Raw genomic sequence first — 24,302 nt, 5'->3', positions numbered from 1 at the left:
GCCCGGCATGGGTTCAGGCGGAACGGGCATCATGCACAAGGCAGGCAATGGGCAGTTGCCCCTGCATGAAAGGCATGGCAACACAATCGGGCACATCGCCAAGCAGGCTATGCCACGGCCCGGGCAGCGGGGGCAGCCGGAGCGAAAGATCCGTCCCCCGCGTCAGCGCCAGCGTATCGTCATCCACCCCCAGCCCAAATGGCAGGCGCGGGGCAACCACCAGCAGGCTCATCCCGTCATGCTGGCGCAGGAAGGCGATGGCATGGGCATGGTCCCGCCCGTCAATGCCGACAGGCGCATGCGCCCCCACGGCAAACAGGTCGGGATAGTGCCGGCGAAAGGACAGGACGCGACGGATCATGTCCTGCTTGACCCGCCCCGTGCGCCATGTGGCGGCGGCGTTGCCAAAGCTGGTGGCGGATTCAAGCAGGGCATCACGATGGGCAAAATCCACCGGGCTGCGGTTGTCGGGGTCCACAAGGCTGAAATCCCACAGGTCACGGCCCTGATACAGATCGGGCACGCCGGGCACGCACAGCCGCAGCAGGGTCTGCGCCAGCCCGTTCAGCGCGCCCGCGGGGGCGATGCGGGCAACAAACCCCTCAAGCTGTTGCAAGAAGGGCCCGGCCCGCGCCGGGTCAAGCAGGCGTTCGGCAAAGCGGGCGTAGGCGTCCTCATACTCCCCGTTGGGCCGGGTCCAGGATGTATGGCGCTTGGCTTCCCGCAGGGCCTTGGTCTGCCACTGGATGATGCGCTGGCAGAAACGTGTCCGCGCCGCGCCGTCATTCCCGAACGGAACCAGCGGCCATGCCCCCACCAGTGTCTGATAGAGCATGATTTCATCAATACGGTCGGGCCCGGCGCCCTGCCCCGCATCATTATGGGCAAACCAGCCCTGCACAAGCGCTTCCCATTCACCGGCGGCCTCGCTCAGCACCGCAAGGCGCGCGCGCGCGTCCTCCCCGCGTTTATGGTCATGCGTGGCCGTGGCCAGCAGTGCATGGGGGTAACGGGCCGCCCGCGCGCCACAGGCTTCATGAAACGCGTGAACCGGCAGGGCCATCCGGCCGGGGTCCGACCCGACCTCGTTACGCGACAGCAGGCGACCGTAACGGTAGAAGGCCGTATCCTCCAGTGACTTGGCGGCCAGCGGCGCGGTCAGGTGCTCGAAGGCAAGCTGGGCCCTGCGCACAACGACAGGCGGGGCCTGTTCGGGACAGGATTCCAGCAGCCGTACCATACGCGCCGTCATCGCGCACTGACCCGTGGCCAGAAAGACGGCTGCATCCCGCTGCGCCTGGCTGAGTGCCGCACGATCCGCCGTATGGTCCTGTATCACCTCATCACCAAAATAGGTGCGGTAGGGATGGAACTGCACCAGCAGGTTACGCAGGGCATCATGCATCTCCTGCGTGGCGCAGGCTTCGGACACGCCGCAAAGGGCCCGGTCCAGCAGAAAGGCAAGATGCCCGAACTCGGCGCCAAAGGTATGTTCAAGCAACTGGGCGCGCGCGGTCTTCACGATCGGATCAAGGGCCTGCGCATCCGGACCGCATGCGGCCCATAGCCGGTCCAGCGCCGGGACACCCGCTCCATCATGCAGCACCGCGCTGACCTGATCCATGAAGTCATAGCCGGTCGTGCCATCCACCGGCCATGCGTCGGGCAGGCTCTCCCCCGCCACCAGGATTTTTTCAACATGGACCGCACCTCCGGGCAGGGCATGTTCGGGGCGGAGCGGGGTCAGGGTATCCAGCCGTTCACGCAGGCGCTGGCAATAGGCGGCAGGGGCATCCAGCCCGTCGATATGGTCCACACGCACCCCGTCCACCACCCCGCGCTGGTAAAGTGAAAAGACAAGGGCATGTACGGCCTCGAACACCTCCTCGCGCTCCACGCACACGCCAATCAGGCCGGTAATGTCAAAAAAACGCCGCCAGTTGATACGCGTAGACGCATCCCGCCAGCAGGCCAGCCGCCATGCCTGCGCCGCCAGAACCCGCTCCAGCCGCGCACGACCGGACAGATTGGTTGCATCATGGATCATGGCAAGGCGGTTCATCGCCCTTTCCCCTGCTTCCGTCGCCCCCCAGGCGCGCAGGGCCGCCAGTGCCGCATCCGCTTCCGCGCACGGACCGGCGCGCAGCGCGACACGCGTCCATGCCGCCAGCAGCGGCCCCGGTGCATCGACACAGGCCAGCATGGCGGCATAACCCGTCGGGCATAAAGGGAAACGCTGGTCATGATGATGGATGAAAAACAGTCCGCTGCCGCCATCATGGCGCAGGACCAGCAGGCCTGCCGCCATGGCTTCCGCCACCGGCCGGTCCAGGAATGGCAGCAGGATGCGGCCATGCAGGTCCGGGTCCGGCGCATGCCAGTCGATATCGAACCAGCGCGCATATCCCGACGCACGCCCCCATGCCAGTACGTCCAGCCACCATGGGTTGCCTGCGTCCACCGCCATATGGTTGGGCACGATATCCATGACCAGACCCATGCCATGCGCGTGCAGCCGGTCCGTCAGCCGGATCAGCGCCGCCTCACCACCCAGTGCGGGGTCGATCCGGTCATAGGCCAGCGTGTCATAGCCATGGGTGGAACCGGGACGGGCCATGAACAGGGGCGAGGCGTACAGATGGCTTATGCCCAGCCGGGCAAACTGCGGGATCAGTCCGCATGCCCTGTCCAGCGTCATGCCATCACGGAACTGCAGGCGCAGCGTCGCCCGCATGGACCGTGCGCCCGCACGGCTATTCATGGCCGCGCCCCGCACGCAGGCGGTTGAGCCGCCTGCGCATGTCCGGACCGGACAGTATGGTCGCCGCCGTACCCGGATAGCGCCTGCGCCAGTTGGGGTGGCCCGTGATGGTGCCCGGCAGGTTTGGCTGTTCGGCCAGGCCAAGCAGGTCCTCCAGCGCAATGACCACCAGCGGGCATGGCGTACGGGCGACGAACCCTATCGCCTCATCCACCACAATGGCGGCCCCGGCCGTGGTTACGGGGGGCTTTTCACGCAGCCGCCCCTGCCGCGGGCTGCGCGCGGGGCGGGCGCTGGCGGTGGCAAGGGCGGCCCACAGCGCGGCGCGGTCGTTTTCACGCTCGTCACGCAGGCTGGGCACGTCCGTGCCCGCGGCCAGTTGGCCCAGCCTGGCCCGCCAGTCCATGTCGACCCCCTGCCACCAGCCTGCCACCGTGGGCAGGTCATGCGTGGTGGTCATGGCCGTGGCGTTGCGCGACCAGCTGGCGGGCTGTTTGAACGCACCCTGCGCCGTCCGTTCGAAAAACAGTACGTTCATGCCCATTATGCCCTGTTTTTCCGCCGCCTTGCGGAAGGTGGTGGTGACCGTGCCCAGATCCTCGCCAATCACGACCGCATTGGCCCGTGTCGCCTCCAGCGCCACAAGCCGCATGAGGTCACGCACGGGAAAGGCAAGGTATGCCCCGTCGGTCGAGGCACCGCCCGGCGGTATGACCCACAACCGCTCCAGCGCCATGACATGGTCGATGCGCAGCCCCCCGCCATGGGCAAAGCCCGCGCGCAGGGTCTCGACAAAGGCGCGGTAGCCGTTCGCCTGCAACCCGCGGGGGGAGAAGGTGGTCAGCCCCCAGTCCTGCCCCACCGGGCTGAGCGCATCCGGTGGTGCGCCAATGGAGGCACCGACAAGGAATTCGTCCTGTCGTGCCCAGCACTCGCTGCCCGTCGGGTCCACGCCCACCGCCATGTCGGCGATAAGGCCGATCCGCATGCCAGCACTTCGCGCGGCATCGCGTGCCTGCGCCATGCTGCGGGCGGCAAGCCACTGCAAAAAAACATGGAATTCCACGTCATGCGCAAACTCCGCGCCAAAACGCGCGACCTCGGGGCTGGCGGGCTGGCGCATGGCCACGGGCCAGCAGCGCCAGTCCCCGCCGCGCGCGCCACGGGTGGTGAAATAGGCATGCAGGGTTTCGAACAGGGCATGCCGCTCCAGCGCCATGCCACCGGCATGGCGGAAGGCATGCAGGTCATCCGGGGGGGCGGGTGCGATCCGCTCGTCATAAAGCTGCCGCAGCAGCCGGTAGCGCTGGCGGGTGGCTTCCTCCCATTCAATCAGGGGGGCATTTTCCAGTGCGCGCAGGGTGTCGACATGGGTGCTGCCGTTGCGCAGGGATGCGTTCTGGAGTGTCGCGGTATCGAACACGGCATGCGGATCGGCCAGCAGGGGGTTGAGAAACAGCCGCGATGACGGGGAATACGGGCTGTACTGCCCCGGCCGCGCCGCGAACATGGCATGGACCGGGCTTATGGCCAGCGCATCCGCCCCCTTTGCCGCCGCCAGTCGCGCAAGGTTTGCCACCGCGCCAAAATGGCCTATCCCTCCATCCCCCGGCGTGCGCAGGCCATATATCTGCGCACCCACGCCCCATGGCCGCGCCGGGCCGCGTGCAGTCCGCGCCGCAACCGTGGGGCACGTGGCAGGTGTGAGGGCAAGCGTGGTTTCCGCCCCGCCCATCTGCAGCCTGTGGTAGCCAGGGCTGGTCATGGCGGGCAGAACCGTCCGGCCACGCACCTGCCGCAGCGGGCCCTCGACCACGCCACCTTCCTCCAGCACCAGGCGGAAGGTGGTGGGGGCAGGCCCGTCGGTATGCGGCAACGCCGTCGCCTGTCCCGCCACCGCCACGATCATCGCGGGCAGGGCGCCATGGCCGCGCTCCACGCGCCCATGGTTTTCCAGCACGCCCAGCAGGCGGCGGATGCTTTCATTGGAAACACGGTGGATCTGGCCCCCGGCGTCGCGCCAGCGCATGCTCAGCCCGGCCCGGCGGGCACGGTCGGCCAAGTCGCGGTTATTCATCCTCCGCCTCCGCCAGACAGACCACGACGCTGCCGGGCGGCAGGGTGGCGCAGGACGGATCCGCCCCCTGCGGCAGTACGGCATGCAGGCAGCGCCCGCGCAGTGTATCGGGCAATGTTACGGGGGATGGGCCGAGGTTGAGCGCGATGCCAAGCCGTGTTCCGTCCCCCATGCGCCACTGCCCGCATACGGCCTTCGCGCCAATGACCTGCGCCCCGATGGCGCGCGCGCCGGGCAGGCGGGGCACGATCTCCGCGTGGCGCAGGACAAGCAGGTCGTGGATCATGGCCATCCACAGGGCATGGGGTGCCGCTTCGCGCTCCGCCACGCGCAATTGCGAGGCGGCGAAGGTTTCCGGCGCGTTCGGATCAGGGATCAGGTGACGCTTTTCCTCCGATGCGAAATGCGAAAAACCGGCAAACTCCCTGCGCCGCCCGTCGCGTACGATGTGGCCCAGTTCGGGCGTGTGGCTGGTGAAGAACAGGAAGGGCTGGCGCGACCCCCATTCCTCCCCCATGAACATGAGCGGGATCTGCGGGCACAGCAGCACAAGCCCGTAGGCCGCGCGCAATGCCTGCGGGTCAGCCAGCAGGTTCAGCCGTTCCCCCAGTGCGCGATTGCCGATCTGGTCATGGTTCTGCAGGAAGATGATGAAGTGCTCGGGCGCCAGGTCCGCACTGGGGCTGCCCCGTGGCCTGTGGGTCACGGGCGAGACCTCACCCTGGAAGGCAAAGCCTTCGGCCAGCACGCGCGCCAGCGCACCCGCCGGGTCATCGGAAAAATTGCCGTAATAGCTTTCATCCTCCCCCGTCAGCAGCACGTGCAGGGCGTTATGGGCATCGTCATTCCACTGGGCACGGTAGCCCGCGCGCAGCAGCCCGGCGTCATTGTTCTCGTTTTCCACGATCAGATGGACATGCCGCCCCGGTTCCACATGGGCGCGGATGCGCGCGGGCAGTTCGATAAGCCATGCACGCTCGGTTATCGCCTGCACCGCATCCAGCCGCAGCCCGTCGAAACGGAATTCCATGAGCCAGTACAGCGCATTGTCCACAAAGAACGTCCGCACCGCATCACGCCGGAAATCGATGGCCGCCCCCCATGGTGTCGGCTGGTCGGGGCGGAAGAACGGGGCGGCATAAGCGGCAAGATAATTCCCGTCGGGGCCGAAATGGTTGTACACCACATCCAGGAACACCATGAGCCCGAGCCCGTGCGCCCGGTCGATCAGGGCCTTGAGTTCATCAGGATGGCCATGACTGGATTCCGGCGCGTAGGGCAGCACGCCGTCATACCCCCAGTTGCGCCCCCCCGGTATTTCGGACAACGGCATGAGTTCGATCGCCGTGACACCCAGCGCCGCAAGACGTGGCAGTTCACGCGCTACGCCACCATACCCGCCCATCAGGCCCACATGCACTTCGTATATAACCGTCTCGTGCCAGGGGCGACCGGACCAGCGGGGGTACTGCCAGTCATATTCGGCCGGGTCCAGCACCTCGCTCGGGCCGTGCACGTCCTGCGGCTGGTAGCATGATGCCGGGTCCGGCACCGCAAGGTCGGGCCGGACCCGGTAGCGGTACTGCGTGCCGGCGCCACAGGGATAGACGCATTCGAACCATCCCCCCTTGCGCGCCGCCATGGGCACCGGCGCGTGGCCCGCGACTTCAAGCGCGACCCCGGCGCATGAAGGCGCCCACAGGCGGAAACGGGTATGCCCGCCATCGACCAGCGTGGCGCCCGCATGGCGGTTATAGCGGAAATGCGTGCTCATGCGTTCCCCTCTCCTGTCGTGGAAGCCTGCGCCACGGTGGCGAACAGCAGCAGGCCATGCGCGGGCACGATCATGTCGCGCACACCATGCTCCACTGTCATTTCCGGCTGTTCGGGGCGGGTGGTATCAAGCAGCAACGTCCATTTTCCATTCGGGAGGGGCAGTGTTGCGGCAAGGTCCTCCGCCGTTGCATTGAGCACGGTATAGGTCACGTCCACCGTGCCATCGTCACGCGCACAGGCACGGCGCACCCCCAGGAAATGAAAGGACCCGTCCCCCCACTGCGCAGCCCCCATCACGCTGCCATCGGGGCAGAACCAGCTTATGTCGGGCAGGTCGGCCACGGGCCTGTGGCGGCCATGCATGTAGCGCGCCGCGCGCAGGGAGGGATGGCTGGCGCGCAGTGCCGCAAGGCGTACCACAAAGCCGGTCATGACCCGGCCCGCCGCCGTGGCCGCCTGCGTCCAGTCCAGCCAGGCCGTGGTGTTGTCCTGGCAGTAGGCGTTGTTGTTGCCGTGCTGGGTCTGGCCGAATTCATCGCCCGCCAGCAGCATTGGCGTGCCGTGGGAGAACATGAGCGTTGCCATCATGGCGCGCTGCACCCGCCCGCGCACGTTAAGGATGGCGGGGTTGGCTGTCGGGCCTTCCACGCCCCAGTTGGCGCTGCAGTTTTCGGGCGTGCCGTCCTCGCCCCCTTCCCCGTTGGGGTCATTGTGGCGCGTGGCGTAGCTGACAACGTCTTCCAGCGTGAAACCGTCATGCGTGGTCAGGATGTTGATCGAACTCCACGGCCTGCGGCCACGGCTGTCCAGCAGGTCGCCCGAACCCGCGATGCGTGCGGCCATGTCACCCTGCTGCAGGCCGTCACCACGCCAGAAGCGGCGCGTGGTATCACGGAAGCGGTCGTTCCATTCGGCAAAGCCGGGCGGGAAATTGCCGAGCTGGTAGCCGCCCGGCCCCGGATCCCACGGTTCGGCAATCAGCTTGCGCGTGGACAGGACGGGGTCCTGGATGATGGCGTCAAAGAAACCCGCCCCCTGGTCGAAGCCATAGGGTTCGCGCCCCAGAACAGGGGCAAGATCGAAACGGAAGCCGTCGACATGGAATTCTTCCGCCCAGTAGCGCAGCGAATCAAGCACCATCTGCAGCACGCGCGGGTGGGACAGGTTGAGCGTGTTGCCACAGCCGGTATCATTGATGAGATGCCGCTCGTTACCGGGTACGAGCCGGTAATAGGTGGCGTTGTCCAGCCCGCGGTAGCACAGTGTCGGCCCCAGTTCGCTGCCTTCGCAGGTATGGTTGTAGACCACGTCCATCACGACCTCGATCCCGGCTTTGTGCAGCCTGCGGATGGCGGCGCGCAGTTCATGGGGCGACCCGTTGGCCAGATAGCCCGCATGCGGCACGAAAAAGGCCAGCGTGTTGTACCCCCAGTAATTGGTCAGCCCGCGCTCGAGCAGGTAGCGCTCGGGCATGAAGCACTGGATGGGCAGCAGTTCGATTGTGGTCACGCCCAGCCGCTTCAGATGCGCGATCAGGGGCGGCGCGCACAGCGCCTGAAACGTGCCGGGCCGGGCCTGCCCCATGTCGCGCCGCATGGTCAGCCCCTTTACATGGGCTTCCATGATGACGGTGTGCTCCCACGGCACGCGGGGCAGGACATCGTCCTCCCATTCATACGCATCGTGCACCACCACGCACCGGGGCATGCCGGGCGCACTGTCACGCCGGTCGAAGGACAGGTCGGCGCGCGGGGAATGCAGGCGGTAGCCGAACTGCGTGTCCGACCACGAAAGCGGGCCGGCCAGGCCACGGGCATAGGGGTCAAGCAGCAGCTTGTGGGGATTGAAGCGGTGGCCGCTGGCCGGATCATACGGGCCAAAGGCACGAAAGCCGTACAGCAGGCCCGGTTCGGCATCGGGCAGGTAGCCATGCCAGATCTCGCTGGTGTATTCGGGCAGGCGGAAACGCCTGACCTCACGCCGGTCACGCGGGTCGAAAATACACACATCCACCTGCTGGGCATTGGCGGAAAATACAGCAAAATTGACCCCCAGCCCATCCCAGTGCGCCCCCAGCCGCGTGGGCGTGCCGGGGGAAAGTGCTGGCGGGAAGCGCATCATGCCGCCTCTCCCGCCGGATGAAGGTAAAGTGCCGCCAGCGGGGGCAGCGTCAGCACGCATGAACAGGGCTGGCCATGGGCGGGTTCGTCCGTCGCCATGACAGACCCACCGTTACCCAGGCCCGCGCCGCCGTAAGCATCGGCATCGGAATTGAGACATTCCCGCCACAGCCCGCCCACCGGCACGCCCACCCGGTAATCATGCCGCGGGACAGGGGTCAGGTTGAGCACGACAAGCACCGGTGCTGCCGGTGGGGCCAGGCGCAGCCACGCCAGTACCGTATTGGTCGTGTCATCCCCGACAATCCATGCAAATCCCGCCGGGTCACTGTCACGCGCGTGGAGGGCCGGCATGGCGCGGTAGGTCCGGTTCAGGTCGGCCACGAGGGTTGCAAGCCCGGCCTTGAGCGGACTGTCGAGGCGGTACCATTCCAGCGCGCCATCATGCGACCACTCGGCTTCCTGACCGAATTCGGCGCCCATGAAAATGAGCTTGCGCCCCGGATGCGCCCACATGAAGGCAAAGAACAGCCGCATGTTGGCATGGCGCTGCCAGTCATCACCGGGCATGCGCGACAGCAGCGATCCCTTGCCGTGTGTCACTTCATCATGTGACAGGCACAGGATGAAATGTTCACTGAACGCATAGTGCAGGCCGAACAGGATTTCCGCCAGGTGGAAGCCGCGCCACAGCGGGTCGCGCGCGAAGAAGCGCAGGCTGTCATGCATCCAGCCCATGTTCCATTTATAGGAAAACCCCAGCCCCCCATACGCCACGGGATGGGTCACGCCGGGCCAGGCGGTTGATTCCTCCGCGATCATGATGCCATCTGGCACGGTGGCGTGCACCGTCTCGTTCAGCTGGCGCAGGAAGGCCACGGCCTCCAGGTTTTCACGCCCGCCATGGATGTTGGGTATCCACTCCCCTTCCCCGCGGCTGTAGTCGCGGTACAGCATGGAGGCCACGGCATCCACCCGCAGGCCATCCACATGGTAGCGTTCCAGCCACATGAGCGCGCTGGCGATCAGGAAGCCGCGCACCTCATGCCGCCCGAGATTGTAGATATGGGTGTTCCAGTCCCTGTGCACGCCTTCGCGCGGGTCCTGATGTTCGTACAGCGCGCAGCCGTCGAAACAGACCAGCCCGTGCACGTCATTGGGAAAGTGGGCGGGCACCCAGTCCAGTATCACGCCGATGCCGGCGATGTGGCAGGCATTGATGAAGGCCGCGAAATCGGCAGGCGTTCCATGCCGGGCGGAAGGCGCGAACAGTCCCAGTGGCTGGTAGCCCCATGACCCGCCAAACGGATATTCCATGACCGGCATGAGTTCCACATGCGTAAAACCGGCACCGCGCACATATGGTATCAGTTCCCGCGCCAGTTCCTGCCATGAAATGATGCGCTCGGGGTCACCCTGTGGCCTGCGCCACGACGGGACATGCAGTTCGTATATGGACAGCGGCGCATCGGGTGCCTGCAATGCGCCACGGCGGTCCATCCATTCCCCGTCATTCCATGCAAAAGGCCCTGCCGGGGCGATGACGGATGCCGTGGCGGGCGGACGTTCGGCAGAGCGGGCGAAGGGGTCGGCTTTCTGCGGCAGGATATGTCCGTCCCGGGTCATGATCTCGAATTTGTATCGCTCACCCGGGACCAGACCGGGAATGAACAGTTCCCACACCCCGGCCTCATGGCGCAGGCGCATGGGGTGGCGCCTGCCATCCCAGAAATTGAAATCACCCGTGACCGAAACCCGCCGCGCATTGGGCGCCCAGACCGCAAAGCGCACGCCGGGCATGCCATCCACCACCATGGGCTGCGCGCCCATGACACGGTCCAGCGCCGTATGCCGCCCTTCGGAAAACAGGCGCAGCGTCTCCCCGTCCAGCAGCAGACCGAAAGAATACGGGTCTCCCGTTTCTTCCACCGCATCCGCCCATACGATTTTCAGGTGATAGCGTGCGCCTGCCGCAATGGTGCCGACATGTAGCCCGGTATCGCCCATGCGCCGCATCGGGCGCTCCACATTCCCCCCGCGCGGCCGTTCGACCACCAGGCGCACGCGCGCCGCGTCATGGTACATGACGCGGATGACATCGACCTTGCCCATGTTATGGCGGCCAAGAATGGAAAACGGATCGGAACCCCGGCCATGCACAAGATCGTCAACGCCCGGGGGCAACTGGTAATGGGCTTCATCCTGTCTGATCCTCATGCCGTGGCCTTCATACCGTTATGTTCATATGTACTTCCGTGCCTGTCTGCCCGGTGGCGGGCATGCCCGGCGGGGATGCGTGGTCAGTGCGGCGCAGCCAGCGGGCGGGACAGGCGCGGCGGCCTGCGCGCGATCTGCCGCCTGCGGCCTTCACGTAGGCCGCTGGTGGCCGCACGCCCCGCAGGCAGGCTGATCACGTTGGACAGTCCGGGCGCGGACAGGTCCACCCCCAGCACATCGGCAAACAGCATCACGTAATGCGCGGCCTTGTCGTTCCACGATACGTCATAGCCCGCGCCATTGAGCTGGAGCCTGCGCCAGATCGGGCGGTGGCGGCGGTAGAGCAGGCGTGCGCGATTGACGGCAGCCACCAGCGTTTCCTCATCCACCGGGGAAAACAGGAAGCCCGTGCCCCCGCCACGCGCCAGCGCGGCGGGATTGGCATCCACAATGGTATCGGCCAGACCGCCCACGCGCGATGCGATGGGTACCGCGCCATACCGCAGCGCGCCAAGCTGCGTCAGTCCGCAGGGCTCGAAGCGTGAGGGGACAAGCAGTGCATCGACCGCTGACGGCACGCGGTGGCCCAGTTCCTCGCTATAGCCGATATGGCAGGCGAAACGGCCGGGGAAACGGCGCTGCAGCGCGACCAGGCCGCGTTCGATTTCCCGGTCCCCTTCCCCCACCACGATCACCTGCGTATTGGCCACCAGCATGCGTGGCATGACGCTGTCCAGCAGGTCGATGCCCTTCTGCGCGGTCAGCCTGCTGACAATACCGATGACGAAGGCATCCGGGTCCGCCGCCAGGCCGAATTCCGCCTGCAGGTCCCGCTTGTTAGGCCCGCGGCCTGTGGTGTCGCCCACCATGTATGGAAAATGTACCGCCGGGTCGCTGGCGGGGTTCCACGTATCGGTACTGATGCCGTTCAGTATCCCCTCCAGCCGGTCGCCACGGTGGCGCAGCAGGCCGTCCAGTCCCATGCCGCCCTCGGGCGTCTGGATTTCGCGTGCATAGCTGGGGGAGACAGTGGTGATCCGGTCGGCATGATACAGCCCTGCCTTCAGGAAGCTGATCGCGCCATAGCACTCGCATCCCTCGACCGAATATGCCTCCGGCGGCAGGCCGAACGCCGCAAGGCAATCCGCGGAAAAGCGCCCCTGGAAGGCAAGGTTGTGAATGGTTTGTATTACCGGCACGACCGGCCCGGACGTGCCATGCAGCCTGCGGTCATGATGCATGTAGGCCGCGGTCAGTCCGGCCTGCCAGTCATGTGTCTGTACCACGTCGGGGCGGTAGGCCGCGATCCTGCCCAGTGCTATGTCGGCCGCCATGCGTGACAGGGCGGCGAAACGGATGCCGTTATCGGCCCAGTCCTGCCCGTCGGGGCACATGTAGGGATTGCCGGGGCGGTCAAACAGGGTGGGTGCGTCGAACACCAGCAGGGCCAGGCCGTTCGCATGCCCCGACCACAGCGTGGCCGCATGCCCCAGCACATCGGGCAGATATGCAACCTGCACCCGGTCACGCAGTGCCGCCATGACGGCGGGATAGCCGGGCAGGAGTGTCGTGACCTCGACCCCATAGGGGGCAAGCGCCATGGGCAGTGAGCCGGTTACATCACCCAGCCCCCCGGTCTTGACAAAGGGAAACATCTCGCCCGCAACAGAAAGCAGCCGGACAGGGAAAAGGAAGGTGTTCGCCGCGCGGACCATGGGCCGGTTTCCTTGCGATAGGAGGATGGCGTCAGATTTTCTGGTTCCGCAGCCGATAACGGATCACCCTGCGCATGGTGTCACGGACACGCTTAAGTGATCGTGCTGTGAGACATCATTACTTTTGAACGCTTTTAAAAAAGCCATCCCTGTTGAAAAAAGGCAATTTCATGTCCAGAAATTTCAGTATCAGCGCCGCATCATTATTGCGGGGCATCATTCCCGCGCACGGGCCTGACGCATACGCCCGGCGGCTTGCCCGTGGCGTGTTTCATGGCAATGCATGCATGTCCGGATTGATCATGGCCGGCGGCATGCATGCATTATCCGGTTTCTTCTTTCGGGAAGAGGGACAGCATTTCCACCTCGGGACAAAAAAGACCGGCTCAGAACCGGGGAAGTGAAATATGCGGGAAATACAGGCATGCCGTGACAATCAGCGTCACGAAAAACACGACCATCCCCCCGACAATAATCACATGTCTTTTCTGCTGTGTGGTGGAAAGCGGCAGGCCACCGCCCGCATTGGCGGAACGCGATGGCCGGCCTGTTCCATCTGACCAGGATTCCATTGGAATGATCCCTTCATAATAGGTTCAGGGCCGTGCGGCGTGACCTGACCGCCATCCGGTCACATGTGCCGAACCGCGACAGGTGCATGCGCCAGCCGGGACAAAGGTGTCACGTCACTGCGGCAGCGCCTGTGCCGCGCGCAGATGATTTTCAAGCGTGGGCAGGGTATTGCTGGCCCAGGTCTTGAGACTGGCGTTTTCGCCACTTTCCCCATAGCGGCGGAACAGGGAAATCGCATCCTGATGCGCCTCGATCTGGTCGCTGCGGTACTGCAGGGCAAAATCACGGCCATGCAGACCCTTCAGCTTGTCGAGCATATCCTGATGGCTTTCATCCAGACCCGTGGGCTGGGCGATCTGCACGTTACCGCTGCGCACCACGTCGCGCAGGGCGGCGGAACTCTTTTTATGGTCCTCGATCATGCGCGTGGCAAAATCGGCCAGCGCGGGATCGTGGTTCTGGAGCGCCAGTTCGCTGGACTGTATTTCAAACATGTCGCTGACTGTCGCGATCTTGATGAAATCAGCCGTACGGGGCGCCACCCCCATGAGCGAGTTTATCCCCGCCTTCTCCGGTATGGACTGCGCCATGGCGGCAGGCATGGACATGCACAGGGCCAGTCCCAGGATCATCATCCTGCTTTTGTTCATTCTTCTTTTATTCATTGGACATTACTCCCTGGGGAAAACGGTGAAACATGACCCGCAAAACGGTCTGGACGGGATCGGCTGCGACGCCGCTTCCATCATGCTTCCCCGCGCCCCGTCGTCATTGCGCCGCATCGGTATCTGGCACGAAAGGGCGGAACCCCGCAGGGGGCTCCACCCCGCAGGGCCATGATCTTGCTCAGGATTTTTCGTGACCGTGGTCGTGGTCATGACTGTGCTGGCCACCCTTGCGTCCGGCTTCCGCCGCGCGCTGGGGGTCTTCAGCAAAATTTCCTGAACTGTGCTGTCCGCCCTTGCGTCCTGCCTCGGCGGCACGGGCAGGATCATTGGCGAAGTTGCCCGAACTGTGCTGGCCACCCTTCTGGCCCGCTTCCGAGGCTTTCTTGCGGTCATTGGCAAAATTGCCCGGATTATGTCCGGCACCGCCCCCACCGCGACTGCCCGCCGGTGCCAGAAGCGCAGTACTCGTGCGTTCGTGCAGGTTGATGCGATAAACCATGATCGTTCACCTTTTTCAGATCACAGCGGCGACACGGGATTCTTGTTTTTTCTCAGGGTCCCAACGGGTTGGCTGAGAAAGCAATCACCGGCAATGCACGCTGTGGAGACCCCAACGGGGTTTTCCATGGTCGGTTCCTGACCTGCCTGCAAAATAAAAAATAAATATTCATCGGATAATAAATTCAATACGTACCAAACCCGTAATATAAACACGCATCTTCATATTTTTGACACTGTATCGACCGGTCCCATCCGCCCTGCATGCTTGAAACCCTGATCCGCCAGCCGCATGTGTGGGGATGCAGCGCGACAAACAGAACAGGGAAACACCCGATGCAGCATCTCTCACGCTTTGCCTTTGCCTGCGCAAGTGTCATGCTCATGGTGCTGGCGCTCCTGCTCCTTGCATTCGGGATGGTTGATCTGGCCATGGCACTGGGCCAGTCATGGCATGCCGGGCGCAACGCCATCCTGCAGGCCATAAGCTACGTCGTGATTTCGGTTGCCGTGTTTGATGTGGCCAAGTATTTCGTGGAAGAAGAGGTGATCCAGACAAGCGGCAAGAAAAGCCTGAGCGAGGCGCGTGCCAGCCTGACCAAATTCATCACCACCATCATCATTGCCGTCTTCATAGAAGGGCTGGTCGGTGTGTTCGAGACCAAGGCCAATGATCCGGCGGAAATTCTCTATCCCGCGGGCCTGCTGGTGGTGGCGACGCTGATCGTGCTCTCGCTTGGCGCATTCCAGCGCATGAGCGTGGATGCCGAGCGCGAGAAGAAAAAAGTCGGCGGGGAATGAACCGCCGGGGGCGGAAAATGCCCCCGGGCGGAAATCTTTACTGTCCGGATGCGGCCTTCTTGCCGCCCGGTGCCGGGATTGACGTTTCGGCAAAGTCTTCCGACACGAACACCAGCCCGTCCAGCGCCTGCTGCAGGGCAGCGGATGCCTCTTTGGGGTTGCGGGCCTCGGTAAAGACGCTGGCGCGGTTGATTGCCCCCTGCGTCTGGTCAAGCGGCGCGAGGGCGAGGATGAAATCTGCATCCTCCCCCACCACCTGCAGCGTCTGTGCCGCCTGCTGGGTCTTGCCTGCCTGGAGCTGGCTGTTGGCGGTGGCGATGGCGGTCTTCTTTTCCGGTGCCAGGGTCTCGCTGCCCACAATCTCGCCCCCGACGGGGATCCATGTCGTGGGTGTCGTGCCCGGCGTATGGGTGCTGGGGGCAGGATGCTGCGGGGCGGGATGCAGGGCGTTTTCCGCCGCCATGAATTTGGCATTGGCCTTGCCTGCCGCCGTCAGCCGTTTGGTGGCATCGTACAGGGCGGGAATGGCCTGCTCGGTCTGGCCTGCGTCAAGCACCTGCTTTGCGTTCAGGATATCGACCATCGCACGCTGGCCATCCGCTGAAAGGCGATTGAAGGCGCGGGTCGCCTTGTATTTTTCCCAATCCGTATGCAGCGATGCCGCCTGGGCGCCAAACGGCGCGGCAGCCAGACCCGTCACGACAGCCAATGAAGCAATAAGACGCATGATTTCCCTTTTCAGAACTCTTGAATATCCGGTGCAGACCAGCCGCATCGCTGATCATGACGTAGTGTTACAAAAATTCGTGTCCCGGTCCATGCCTGTTGCAGCGTCCCGTTCCCTTTGCGCGGGCAATATGCGCGGTTGTCGCGCAAACGGGCTCCATGCTATGATCAGGCTTCGTGCATTACACAGGAAACAGTCATGTTCAGTCATATCACCATCGGTTCCAATGACATCGAGGCATCGAAGAAATTCTATAATGCCACGCTTGGCGCCCTGAGCGTGGCGCCATCGGGCATCGATGCCAAGGGACGCCTGCGCTACATGACCGAAAACGGCCGCCTGATCGTGACCGCACCCGTCGATGGCCAGCCCGCCACGGCGGCCAATGGCGGCACGATCGGCTTCGCCGCCAGTTCCGAACAGGCGGTCGACGCATGGCATGCGGCTGGCGTGGCCAATGGCGGCGTGACCTGTGAAGACCCGCCAGGCATCCGCCACCTGCCTACGGGCGACCTGTACCTGGCCTATCTGCGCGACCCGACCGGCAACAAGCTGTGCGCGCTCTATCCCATAAAGGCATGAAGCCATCCATGCCGGCCCGGTTCACGCACCGGGCCACGGGGGAATGATGCAAAGGCGGGAACATTTCCCGCCTTTTCACGTATTGGGTGCAGATGTCCCTTCCACCCGGCCGGTGCGGGACTGGCGTCCTGCCCGGCCACGGAAAGCAGGAGAAGCGCCATGCCACAGGCTGGTACCGCCACCCGTTCCCCCACCACGGTTGCTGCCGTGCCGCCCGATCCGGCAGCCTGGCACGATGCCATGGCACTGGCGGACCTGGATACGGCCACACCACACCGCATCACGGTCGGGCGGACACCGGTGCTCATGATCCGGCAGGATGATGGGATACGGGCCTTCTCCGCCACCTGTCCGCATAAGGGCGCACCGCTGGAACAGGGTACGCTATGCGCGGGCAGGCTGGTCTGCCCATGGCACAAGGCCGTCTTTGACACGACCGACGGCCATCTGCTTGCCCCGGTGGCCCTTGATCCCCTGCCCCGCTATCCGGTCCGCGCGCGTGATGGGCGCATCCAGGTCCAACTGCAGGCCATTCCGCCCGAGACACCCGCCCCCCGTGCCCCGGATGCGCATGTACTGATCGTGGGTGAAGGGGCCGCAGGGCTGACGGCTGCTGTCTCGCTACGGGAATTCGGCTTCGCCGGCCGGATTACCATGATCAGCCGCGATGCCACCCCGCCCTATGACCGCACGGCACTGACCAAGACCGTACTGGCTGGCAAGGAGGAAGGAAACAGGGCCCCGCCCCTGCGCGCACCCGATTTCTACACGGCCCATGACATCACGCGCCTGACCACCACCGTTACCGCGTTCGATGCCCCGACCCGCACCCTCAGCCTGGCTGACGGCCGGCAGCTGACGGGCGACCACGTCATACTCGCCCCCGGCAGCCAGCCGCGCACGCTGGAGGTGCCGGGCCATGACCTGCCGGGTGTGCATATGCTGCGGACGCAGGCCGATGCCCGGGCCATTGTGGCGGGTGCCGACCATACCGGCCGCCATGTCGTGGTATGTGGCGCGAGTTTTATTGGCATGGAAGCGGCGGCGGCGCTGCGCATGGCGGGTGCAGAAGTAACGGTGGTGGCCCCCGACACGGTACCGTTCGAGAAGATGCTGGGCCGGGAGATCGGCAGCCGCCTGCACGCATTGCACACGCAGGAGGGCGTGACGTATGCGGGCGGTCACCGTGCTGCCAGCATCCACCGCCATGCAGACGGGCTGTCCGTGGTGCTGGATGACGGAACCCGCCTTGCCGCCGATCTGGTCGTGACCGGCGTGGGTGTTCGGCCCGCCACGGAATTCGCCCCCGGACTGGCCCGCACGCCGGATGGCGGCATAGATGTGGACGGTACGATGCAGGCCGCCCCGCATGTCTATGCCGCGGGGGACGTGGCGCGTTTCATCCACCAGGGCGTGCGGATCCGTATCGAGCACTGGCGTACCGCACAGATGCACGGACGCATCGCGGCCGGTACGATCATGAAACGCACCACGCCCCCTGCCACCATTCCATGGTTCTGGACCCTGCAGTTCGGGCGCAAGCTGGAATATGTCGGCTATCAGGAACCTTTTGACCGGGTCACGATCGAGGGGGATCTGGAAAGTTTCGATTTTCTGGCCACACAATGGCAGGGCGCACGCCGGGTCGGCGTGGTGGCTGCCGGACGCGCCCGGCAGATGGGGGAACTGGCCCTGCGCCAGACACTCTGAGCCAGCCGGAACTGGCATGGGCCCCGCGGGGCCATTATCCTGCTCCATGATCATCCACGACGGTACGCAAGGAAAACACGGTCATGGCAGCAGCAGGCATGTCTTCTTCCCGCTTCATACGGATGTTGCGGGGCATGCCCGTCATTGCACTGCTGGCAGGGCTGGCCGGTCCGGCCACCCAGTCCTGCCAGGCGCGAATGCCTGACGCCACCATGCCCGCGCAGTCCGTGTCCTGCACGGGGCTGCAAGCGACGCCACAACTTGAAATCACCCTTCTGTTCGGCCTGCGTCGCCCCGATGGGGGCGGGCGCATTGGCACGCATGCATGGAACACGTTTGTACGGCAGGTCATTACCCCGCGCTTTCCCGCCGGGCTGACAGTACTGCGGGGGGATGGTCAGTGGCAGGACCGGACAGGCGGGCAGGTCAGCCACGAACCGTCGCGTATCGTATGGATCGTGACCCCGGCCACGGCAGACCTCCCGGCGCGGCTTGACGCCATCCGGCAGGCCTATCGCCAGCGCTTTGCCCAGCAGTCCGTCGGGCTGGTGGTTACGGCGGTCTGCGCCGCGTTCTGAATGCGCGGCATGACCGGATGGATCAGATCCCGCCGGAAATCGGCAGGTTCACCCCGGTCATGTAACTGGAATCATCACTGAGCAGAAAGGCCACCACGCCGGGGATCTCGTCAATGTTGCCGTAGCGCCGCATGGGGATGCTGCCGATCATCTGGCGCGCGACTTCTTCAGGGTTCGTGGAAAAATACTGGCTTCCCGCCTTGGCCTGCAGTTCCACCTGCCGGTCCCACATGAACCCCGGCCCCATGAACGCGGGGCTTATGGCGTTGACGCGGATGTTGTATGGCGCAAGGTCCTTGGCCGCGACTTCCGTCAGGCCGACCATGGCGAACTTGGACGCACCATAGGCCGCCATGTTCGGCGGCCCCTGCACGCCCGCCATGCTCGCGGTATTGACGATCCGCCCGAAGCCACGCGTGACCATATGCCCGCCCACGTGCTTGAGCACATGGAACGCACCACATACGTTGATCTGGAGCACACGGGCAAAATCGGCATCGGGATAGTCCTGCACCGGCGCGAAGGCCCCCTGGTAGCCCGCGTTGTTGAACAGGAAATCGATCTGTCCCAGTTCGCTCACAACCGTATCGACACACTGCTTTACCTGTGCACTGTCGGTTACGTCACAGGTATGGATGGTAATGCGTACGTCATGACCGTCCAGCCCTGCGCGCGCCTGTTCCAGTTTGGCCTGGTCCAGGTCAAGCAGCGCCAGGTCCGCGCCCATGGTGGCCAGCCGTTTTGCGGTCGCCAGGCCGATATTGCCAGCAGCACCGGTAACAAGCGCCACTTTTCCCGAAAATGGAAGATGCACACCAGACATGTATGTTTCCCTGATTGGTGGATAAGGACGGCACAGGTCAGGGGAAGCGTGCATGCAACCCGCCTGCCCGCAGGAACAGGGTTGTGAAACGACTGATCCCCTGCCCCGGTTCTATGTTATGACACTACAGGAAAATGTGAACGTCACCTAATTCCCCACCCATCCTGAAAAGCCCTGCCCGGCAGCAGGCGCTCCTGCTGGCGGCCGGGGCCGCCTTTCAGGGGAATTCCTGAATCCTGCAGCTATGGTCCTGCAGTTCCTCACCCGATGCACGGTCACTGGCATCCGGGTCCGCGCGGTCATCAAGCATGACAAAACCCGGCTGGCCGCCGGGCAGGACAATACCGACGACCACCAGCGTATGCCGACCCATTTCGTGCGCGGGATCGGTCATCCCGCGCGCCAGCATGCGCAGCGGTCGCACGCCGGCCAGCCCAGGTGTCGTGAGCAGGCGGGCGCGATAGGGATGCCCGTCCAGCGGCAGTACCGTCCAGCCGGGACCAAGACGGGGAAGCGCCCAGTGAAGCGCCACCTTTACATCGGGCCGGATACAGTCGACATGCACATGCAGCTGGTTCTGGCTGCGGCCATAGGCCGAATTGATGGCAAGGGACAGGTCTTCGGGTGGCAGGGCACGGGGCAGCCGCCGATTCACCCGCACGGTCTGCCGCCAAGCATAGGCCAGGTAATCGGGTGCATCCCCACGCGTGATCGCGGGGTCTTCCATGCCGGTTATCCGCCGTGTCGGAATCAGCAGATACTGCGTGGCCCCGACCCGGTCCTTCAGCACGGCATAGCCCGCGCGTGGATCCGTCTCCTCGCACGGTCCGCTGGCAGGCCGGGCCCGGTGCTTCACATCGCAGCGTTCATGCACGATATGCCACAGCACATCGGGGTCCGGGTCCGCCATTACCGTGCCAGCCGCGACGCAGGCCAGCATGAGGGCCGCCGCCATCCAGATCCATCTCATCGCGCACCCTTAGCACAGGCAGGCGGTGGGCGGGTTACACCTTTATGAAAACCATGCCCGTCCCTGCTTCGGAATGGTCATGCCTGCTTCCGGGCGCAGGCGTTGGCCTGCTCCCACCGCCGGACCACCGGCAGCAGGAGGGCGAACACAACAGTCGCCCCGCCCGCCATGAAGGCAAGCGTCCGGAACAGCGCGCCATAGATCAGGAGCGTCCGGGCCGCGTCCAGTCCCTGTGCATTGTCCACCGCCGCCATGTTCGCGACGATACTGCCAACATACATGGCAAACCCGATCAGCACATAATAGCACCCAGCCATGAACGCGCTGATCCGCACGGGCACATAGCGCGCAATGGCCGCAAGCCCCAGGCTGTTGATCATGAGTTCCCCGACCGAAAGCGGGCCGTACCCCAGCAACATCACCCATGGCGAGACATGGCTGGAAGGAGCCAGTACCGCACTAAGCCACCACACAAGGAACGAAAGGGTAACGCAGGCAAAGCCAATGACGAACTTCCCCGCGATGCCAATATCCGCATCGCGCCGCCCCAGCCAGTTGTAGATCATGATCAGCAGGGGTGTACCCAGCATGATCCATAGCGGGTTGAACGCCTGGAACTGTCCGGCCGACATGGAAAAGAGATGCAGGCCGAACAGCGTGAATTCCTTGCCCACGTTACGCAGCGCAAACAGGGTCAGCGATGTCACCATCTGCTGGTAGAACACGAAATACAGCGCGACCTCGAACGTCAGCAGGAACATGATCCGTAGCCCCGGCCGCTCATGCGCTGCGGCCCGCGCATACACGCCCGCCCATGCCAGCATGATCACCACGCCGGATGCGATGACCAGCACCCCCTGTATGGAGGCGGAAGCAAAAACGCGCGCCATCAGCGCGACCACCACCGCCGCGCCCACGGCCACCATCAGCCCGTGCCGCCAGGGGACGGGCCGAAAATCGGGGATGGTGCCGACAGTCCCCAGCCGCCGGTGGCGGATGAAATACCCCGCGACACCCAGCGCCAGCCCCGCGCCACAGGACATGAAAGCCGCCCCCCAGCCATAGGACTGCTGCACGAGGGGGACAAGAAACAGCGAAAACGTGGAACCGATATTGACCGACATGTAGTAAATCGTGAACGCCACATCCAGCTTCCGGTCCTGCCCGCGGTATATGATGTTCACCATGTTGCACGAATTGGGCTTGAACAGGCCGTTGCCCACCGCAATGATCGCCATGCCTGCAAACAGGGCATGCGCGGTGCCGCTCATCATGCCAAGCAGCAGGTAGCCCGCCGCCAGCACGATACCGCCCGCCACCATCGTGCGCCGCGACCCCAGAACCCGGTCACCCAGCCAGCCGCCCACAACCGGGGCGGCATAGGTCATGGCGGCAAAACTGCCCCACAGCATGTTGGCCTGCGTATCCTGCATGCCCAGTTTCTGGATCATGTACAGCAGCAGGATCGCCTGCATGCCATAGAAGCCGAATCTCTCCCATATCTCTATCGCCAGCACGACGTGGAAGGCAGCGGACCGGCCTGCGGGGCTCAGGCCGGCTTTACCGGTGTGGTCGTCCATCGTGCAGCGCTCAGGGCACCACCGGCAGCCATACCGCCGTGGCATGCGACGGGTCGCGGTAGATGCTCTGGGTTGCCGTGATATAGTCCTCCCTGCGTGCCTGCAGGATGTTGGGGACGAATTTCTGCGGATTACGGTCATAAAGCGGGAACTGGCTGGACTGGATCTGGACCATGATCCGGTGCCCCGGTTCAAACACATGGTTCACCGCAGGCAGCGTGAAGCGGTACTGCATGACCGCGCCGGGGGTTATGGCCGCAGGCCTGTCAAAACCCTGCCGGTAGCGGCCACGGAATATATCCATGGAAACTGCCAGTTCATACCCCCCCATTTCGGGGCGGTCGGCAGTGGTCGGCGGATTGACATCAATCACCTTGACCACCCAGTCGGCATCCGACCCGGTCGTTGCCGCGTACAGATCGGCCACCGGCACGCCGCTTACCCTGACGGGCGCGGTCAGCACCGGGGTTTCATAGGTCAGCACATCGGGCCTGCTTTCGGCAAAGCGCTGGTCCTGCACCAGCCATGCCTTCCATCGGTCTGAATCGGTGGGGAAGGCAAATGGGCGTGGCACGAAGGGCACCGGGTGCGCCGGGTCGGATACGTACTGATCCATCCCCTGCCCACCCTGCACGGACTGGGTGGGCCTGCGGGTGGAAAGCCCATGCTCCGCCTGCATGAAGAAGGGTTGCAGGGGATGGGTGCAGTGTGCCTCGCACGCCTTCGGCCACTGGTCGATATAATCCCAGTGGTTTTCACCCGTGTTGTAGATGATGGCCTGCGGCAGGTGAACGGGGGCCGCACCCGGGCGCAGGTACTGGTCAAAGAACGGGCGCAGCACGTCGTGACGGAACTGCGATGCGGTATCACCATTCCACTGCAGCGGCCCCAGGGCCGACCCGTTATAGTTCACCTGGCTGTGCCGCCACGGCCCCATGACCAGCACGTTGGGCACGTCGGGTCCTGCCGCCTGCAGCGCCTGCCACGAATGGATCGCGCCCCACATGTCCTCCTGGTCCCACAGTCCCTGTTCCCACAGCATCGGCACGCTGGCCCTGCGCCGGGCCAGCAGGTGGTCAAGCGCCTGCTGCTGCCAGAATGCATCATAGGCCGGGTGGGCCAGCATGCGCTGCCACCACGGGAACTGGTCCAGCCCCGCATCATGCGCGAACTGACCCGCCGAACCCGCGTTGAGGAAATTGGTGTAGTCATCATGATCGACACGCGGGATGGGGCTGCCTTCGCCGCGCATGGTCATCTGGTCGGTAAAGTAATCCAGCCCCCCCTGACGGAACGCGCCGTAATGGTACCAGTCATCGCCCATCCAGCCATCGACCATGGGGCTTTCGGGTGCGGTTACCTTCAGTGCCGGATGGGGGTCAAGCAGCGCCATGACCACCGTGAAGCCTTCGTAGGAGGAACCGAGCATACCCACGCGCCCGTTGCTTTGCGGCACGTTGTGGACCAGCCATTCGATCGTGTCCCACGCATCGGTGGTCTCGTCGGTTTTTGTCGGGTTGAGCGGGCCACGGGGCGGACGGGTCATGACATAATCCCCCTCCGACCCGTATTTGCCCCGGATATCCTGGAATATGCGGATATAGCCCGCCTCGACAAACGCATCATCGCCCTGTGGCAGGATGGAGCGGATATCGGGTGCGTCGGGGATACGGTTGGCACGCTGGGAGGCATGATAGGGCGTACGCGTCAGCAGCATGGGGGCATTGGCCGCGTCTCTGGGGATGACAATGACCGTATGCAGTTTCACACCATCGCGCATCGGGATCATCACGTCGCGCTTGATATAGTTGCGTGCGGCGGTGGGAAAAGTCACCTGTGCGGGAATATCGCTCCCGGTCTGTACGCTCAGCGATGAAGTATCCGCAGCCGCAGGGGCCTGAGCCGCCAGTGCGCCGGAGGAGACGCACGCAACCATCATGATCGCCAGTGACGGCAGGCGCCGCCAGGAAAGCCGTTTCACTTCAGTACCACTCCACAATGACCAAGACGGTATTATTTATGCTGCCCCTGATCATACATGCTCCCGACCTGTTCCCAAGCCGGCTGACAGTAAAAAAGTACAGTATCCGATCCACGGAGGCACGACCGCCACGGCCGGACAGTCG

At 64.4% G+C, this 24,302-nt stretch carries 18 protein-coding genes; 4 read left to right on the top strand and 14 right to left on the bottom strand.

What is annotated here, in order from left to right:
* Positions 1-13: 13 nt before the first annotated feature.
* The 9 genes from treY to LDL32_RS02300 all read right to left on the bottom strand — a co-directional run bounded on the left by treY (position 14) and on the right by LDL32_RS02300 (position 14,406).
* A complete protein-coding gene (gene treY, locus LDL32_RS02340; protein ID WP_233064281.1) occupies positions 14-2,761 on the bottom strand; it encodes a malto-oligosyltrehalose synthase in 2,748 nt (915 codons plus the stop codon).
* A complete protein-coding gene (malQ, locus tag LDL32_RS02335) occupies positions 2,754-4,838 on the bottom strand; it encodes a 4-alpha-glucanotransferase (RefSeq protein ID WP_233064279.1) in 2,085 nt (694 codons plus the stop codon). The genes treY and malQ overlap by 8 nt, the downstream gene beginning before the upstream one ends.
* Positions 4,831-6,612 (bottom strand): malto-oligosyltrehalose trehalohydrolase, encoded by a 1,782-nt coding sequence (gene treZ, locus LDL32_RS02330; RefSeq protein WP_233064277.1) that lies wholly within the window; start codon positions 6,610-6,612, stop codon positions 4,831-4,833. Before treZ ends, malQ begins: the two co-directional genes overlap by 8 nt.
* Positions 6,609-8,735, bottom strand: coding sequence for a glycogen debranching protein GlgX (glgX, locus tag LDL32_RS02325; RefSeq protein WP_233064275.1), 2,127 nt, complete (start codon positions 8,733-8,735; stop codon positions 6,609-6,611). Before glgX ends, treZ begins: the two co-directional genes overlap by 4 nt.
* Positions 8,732-10,951: a 1,4-alpha-glucan branching protein GlgB gene (gene glgB, locus LDL32_RS02320; RefSeq protein WP_233064273.1), complete on the bottom strand. Its 2,220-nt coding sequence runs from the start codon at positions 10,949-10,951 to the stop codon at positions 8,732-8,734. The genes glgX and glgB overlap by 4 nt, the downstream gene beginning before the upstream one ends.
* Positions 10,952-11,034: 83 nt before the next feature.
* On the bottom strand, positions 11,035-12,666 hold the full coding sequence (glgA, locus tag LDL32_RS02315; RefSeq protein ID WP_233064271.1) for a glycogen synthase GlgA: 1,632 nt from the start codon (positions 12,664-12,666) through the stop codon (positions 11,035-11,037).
* A gap of 386 nt (positions 12,667-13,052) precedes the next feature.
* Positions 13,053-13,238, bottom strand: a complete 186-nt coding sequence (locus LDL32_RS02310; RefSeq protein WP_233064269.1) for a hypothetical protein — start codon at positions 13,236-13,238, stop codon at positions 13,053-13,055.
* A 114-nt stretch (positions 13,239-13,352) separates the two neighbouring features.
* Positions 13,353-13,889 (bottom strand): DUF4142 domain-containing protein, encoded by a 537-nt coding sequence (locus LDL32_RS02305; protein WP_233064267.1) that lies wholly within the window; start codon positions 13,887-13,889, stop codon positions 13,353-13,355.
* 196 nt (positions 13,890-14,085) lie between these two features.
* Positions 14,086-14,406, bottom strand: coding sequence for a general stress protein (locus LDL32_RS02300; RefSeq protein WP_233064266.1), 321 nt, complete (start codon positions 14,404-14,406; stop codon positions 14,086-14,088).
* Positions 14,407-14,741: 335 nt separating this feature from the next.
* Here LDL32_RS02300 and LDL32_RS02295 point away from each other — a divergent pair, with 335 nt between their 5' ends.
* A complete protein-coding gene (locus LDL32_RS02295) occupies positions 14,742-15,206 on the top strand; it encodes a hypothetical protein (protein WP_233064265.1) in 465 nt (154 codons plus the stop codon).
* Between the two features lie 37 nt (positions 15,207-15,243).
* Here LDL32_RS02295 and LDL32_RS02290 read toward each other — a convergent pair whose 3' ends face one another.
* A complete protein-coding gene (locus LDL32_RS02290) occupies positions 15,244-15,933 on the bottom strand; it encodes a YfdX family protein (protein ID WP_233064264.1) in 690 nt (229 codons plus the stop codon).
* A gap of 198 nt (positions 15,934-16,131) precedes the next feature.
* Between LDL32_RS02290 and LDL32_RS02285 the strand changes: the two genes are divergently transcribed.
* The 3 genes from LDL32_RS02285 to LDL32_RS02275 all read left to right on the top strand — a co-directional run bounded on the left by LDL32_RS02285 (position 16,132) and on the right by LDL32_RS02275 (position 18,803).
* Positions 16,132-16,515 (top strand): VOC family protein, encoded by a 384-nt coding sequence (locus tag LDL32_RS02285; protein WP_233064263.1) that lies wholly within the window; start codon positions 16,132-16,134, stop codon positions 16,513-16,515.
* Between the two features lie 159 nt (positions 16,516-16,674).
* A complete protein-coding gene (locus tag LDL32_RS02280) occupies positions 16,675-18,225 on the top strand; it encodes an FAD-dependent oxidoreductase (RefSeq protein ID WP_233064262.1) in 1,551 nt (516 codons plus the stop codon).
* An 83-nt stretch (positions 18,226-18,308) separates the two neighbouring features.
* Positions 18,309-18,803 (top strand): DUF3574 domain-containing protein, encoded by a 495-nt coding sequence (locus tag LDL32_RS02275; protein ID WP_233064261.1) that lies wholly within the window; start codon positions 18,309-18,311, stop codon positions 18,801-18,803.
* Between the two features lie 22 nt (positions 18,804-18,825).
* Here LDL32_RS02275 and LDL32_RS02270 read toward each other — a convergent pair whose 3' ends face one another.
* The 4 genes from LDL32_RS02270 to LDL32_RS02255 all read right to left on the bottom strand — a co-directional run bounded on the left by LDL32_RS02270 (position 18,826) and on the right by LDL32_RS02255 (position 24,115).
* A complete protein-coding gene (locus LDL32_RS02270; protein ID WP_233064260.1) occupies positions 18,826-19,626 on the bottom strand; it encodes an SDR family NAD(P)-dependent oxidoreductase in 801 nt (266 codons plus the stop codon).
* A gap of 217 nt (positions 19,627-19,843) precedes the next feature.
* A complete protein-coding gene (locus LDL32_RS02265) occupies positions 19,844-20,596 on the bottom strand; it encodes a CDP-diacylglycerol diphosphatase (RefSeq protein ID WP_233064259.1) in 753 nt (250 codons plus the stop codon).
* A 77-nt stretch (positions 20,597-20,673) separates the two neighbouring features.
* Positions 20,674-22,176 carry a peptide MFS transporter gene (locus LDL32_RS02260; RefSeq protein WP_233064257.1) on the bottom strand — a complete coding sequence of 501 codons (1,503 nt, stop codon included), beginning with the start codon at positions 22,174-22,176 and terminating at the stop codon, positions 20,674-20,676.
* Positions 22,177-22,186: 10 nt separating this feature from the next.
* Positions 22,187-24,115: a CocE/NonD family hydrolase gene (locus LDL32_RS02255; protein WP_255673849.1), complete on the bottom strand. Its 1,929-nt coding sequence runs from the start codon at positions 24,113-24,115 to the stop codon at positions 22,187-22,189.
* Between the last annotated feature and the right edge of the window lie 187 nt (positions 24,116-24,302).

The sequence above is a fragment of the Komagataeibacter sp. FNDCF1 genome (genome assembly GCF_021295335.1).
GTDB lineage: Bacteria > Pseudomonadota > Alphaproteobacteria > Acetobacterales > Acetobacteraceae > Komagataeibacter.
Note: the sequence above shows the minus strand (reverse complement) of the source record. Positions and strands in the feature narration are given on the sequence as shown.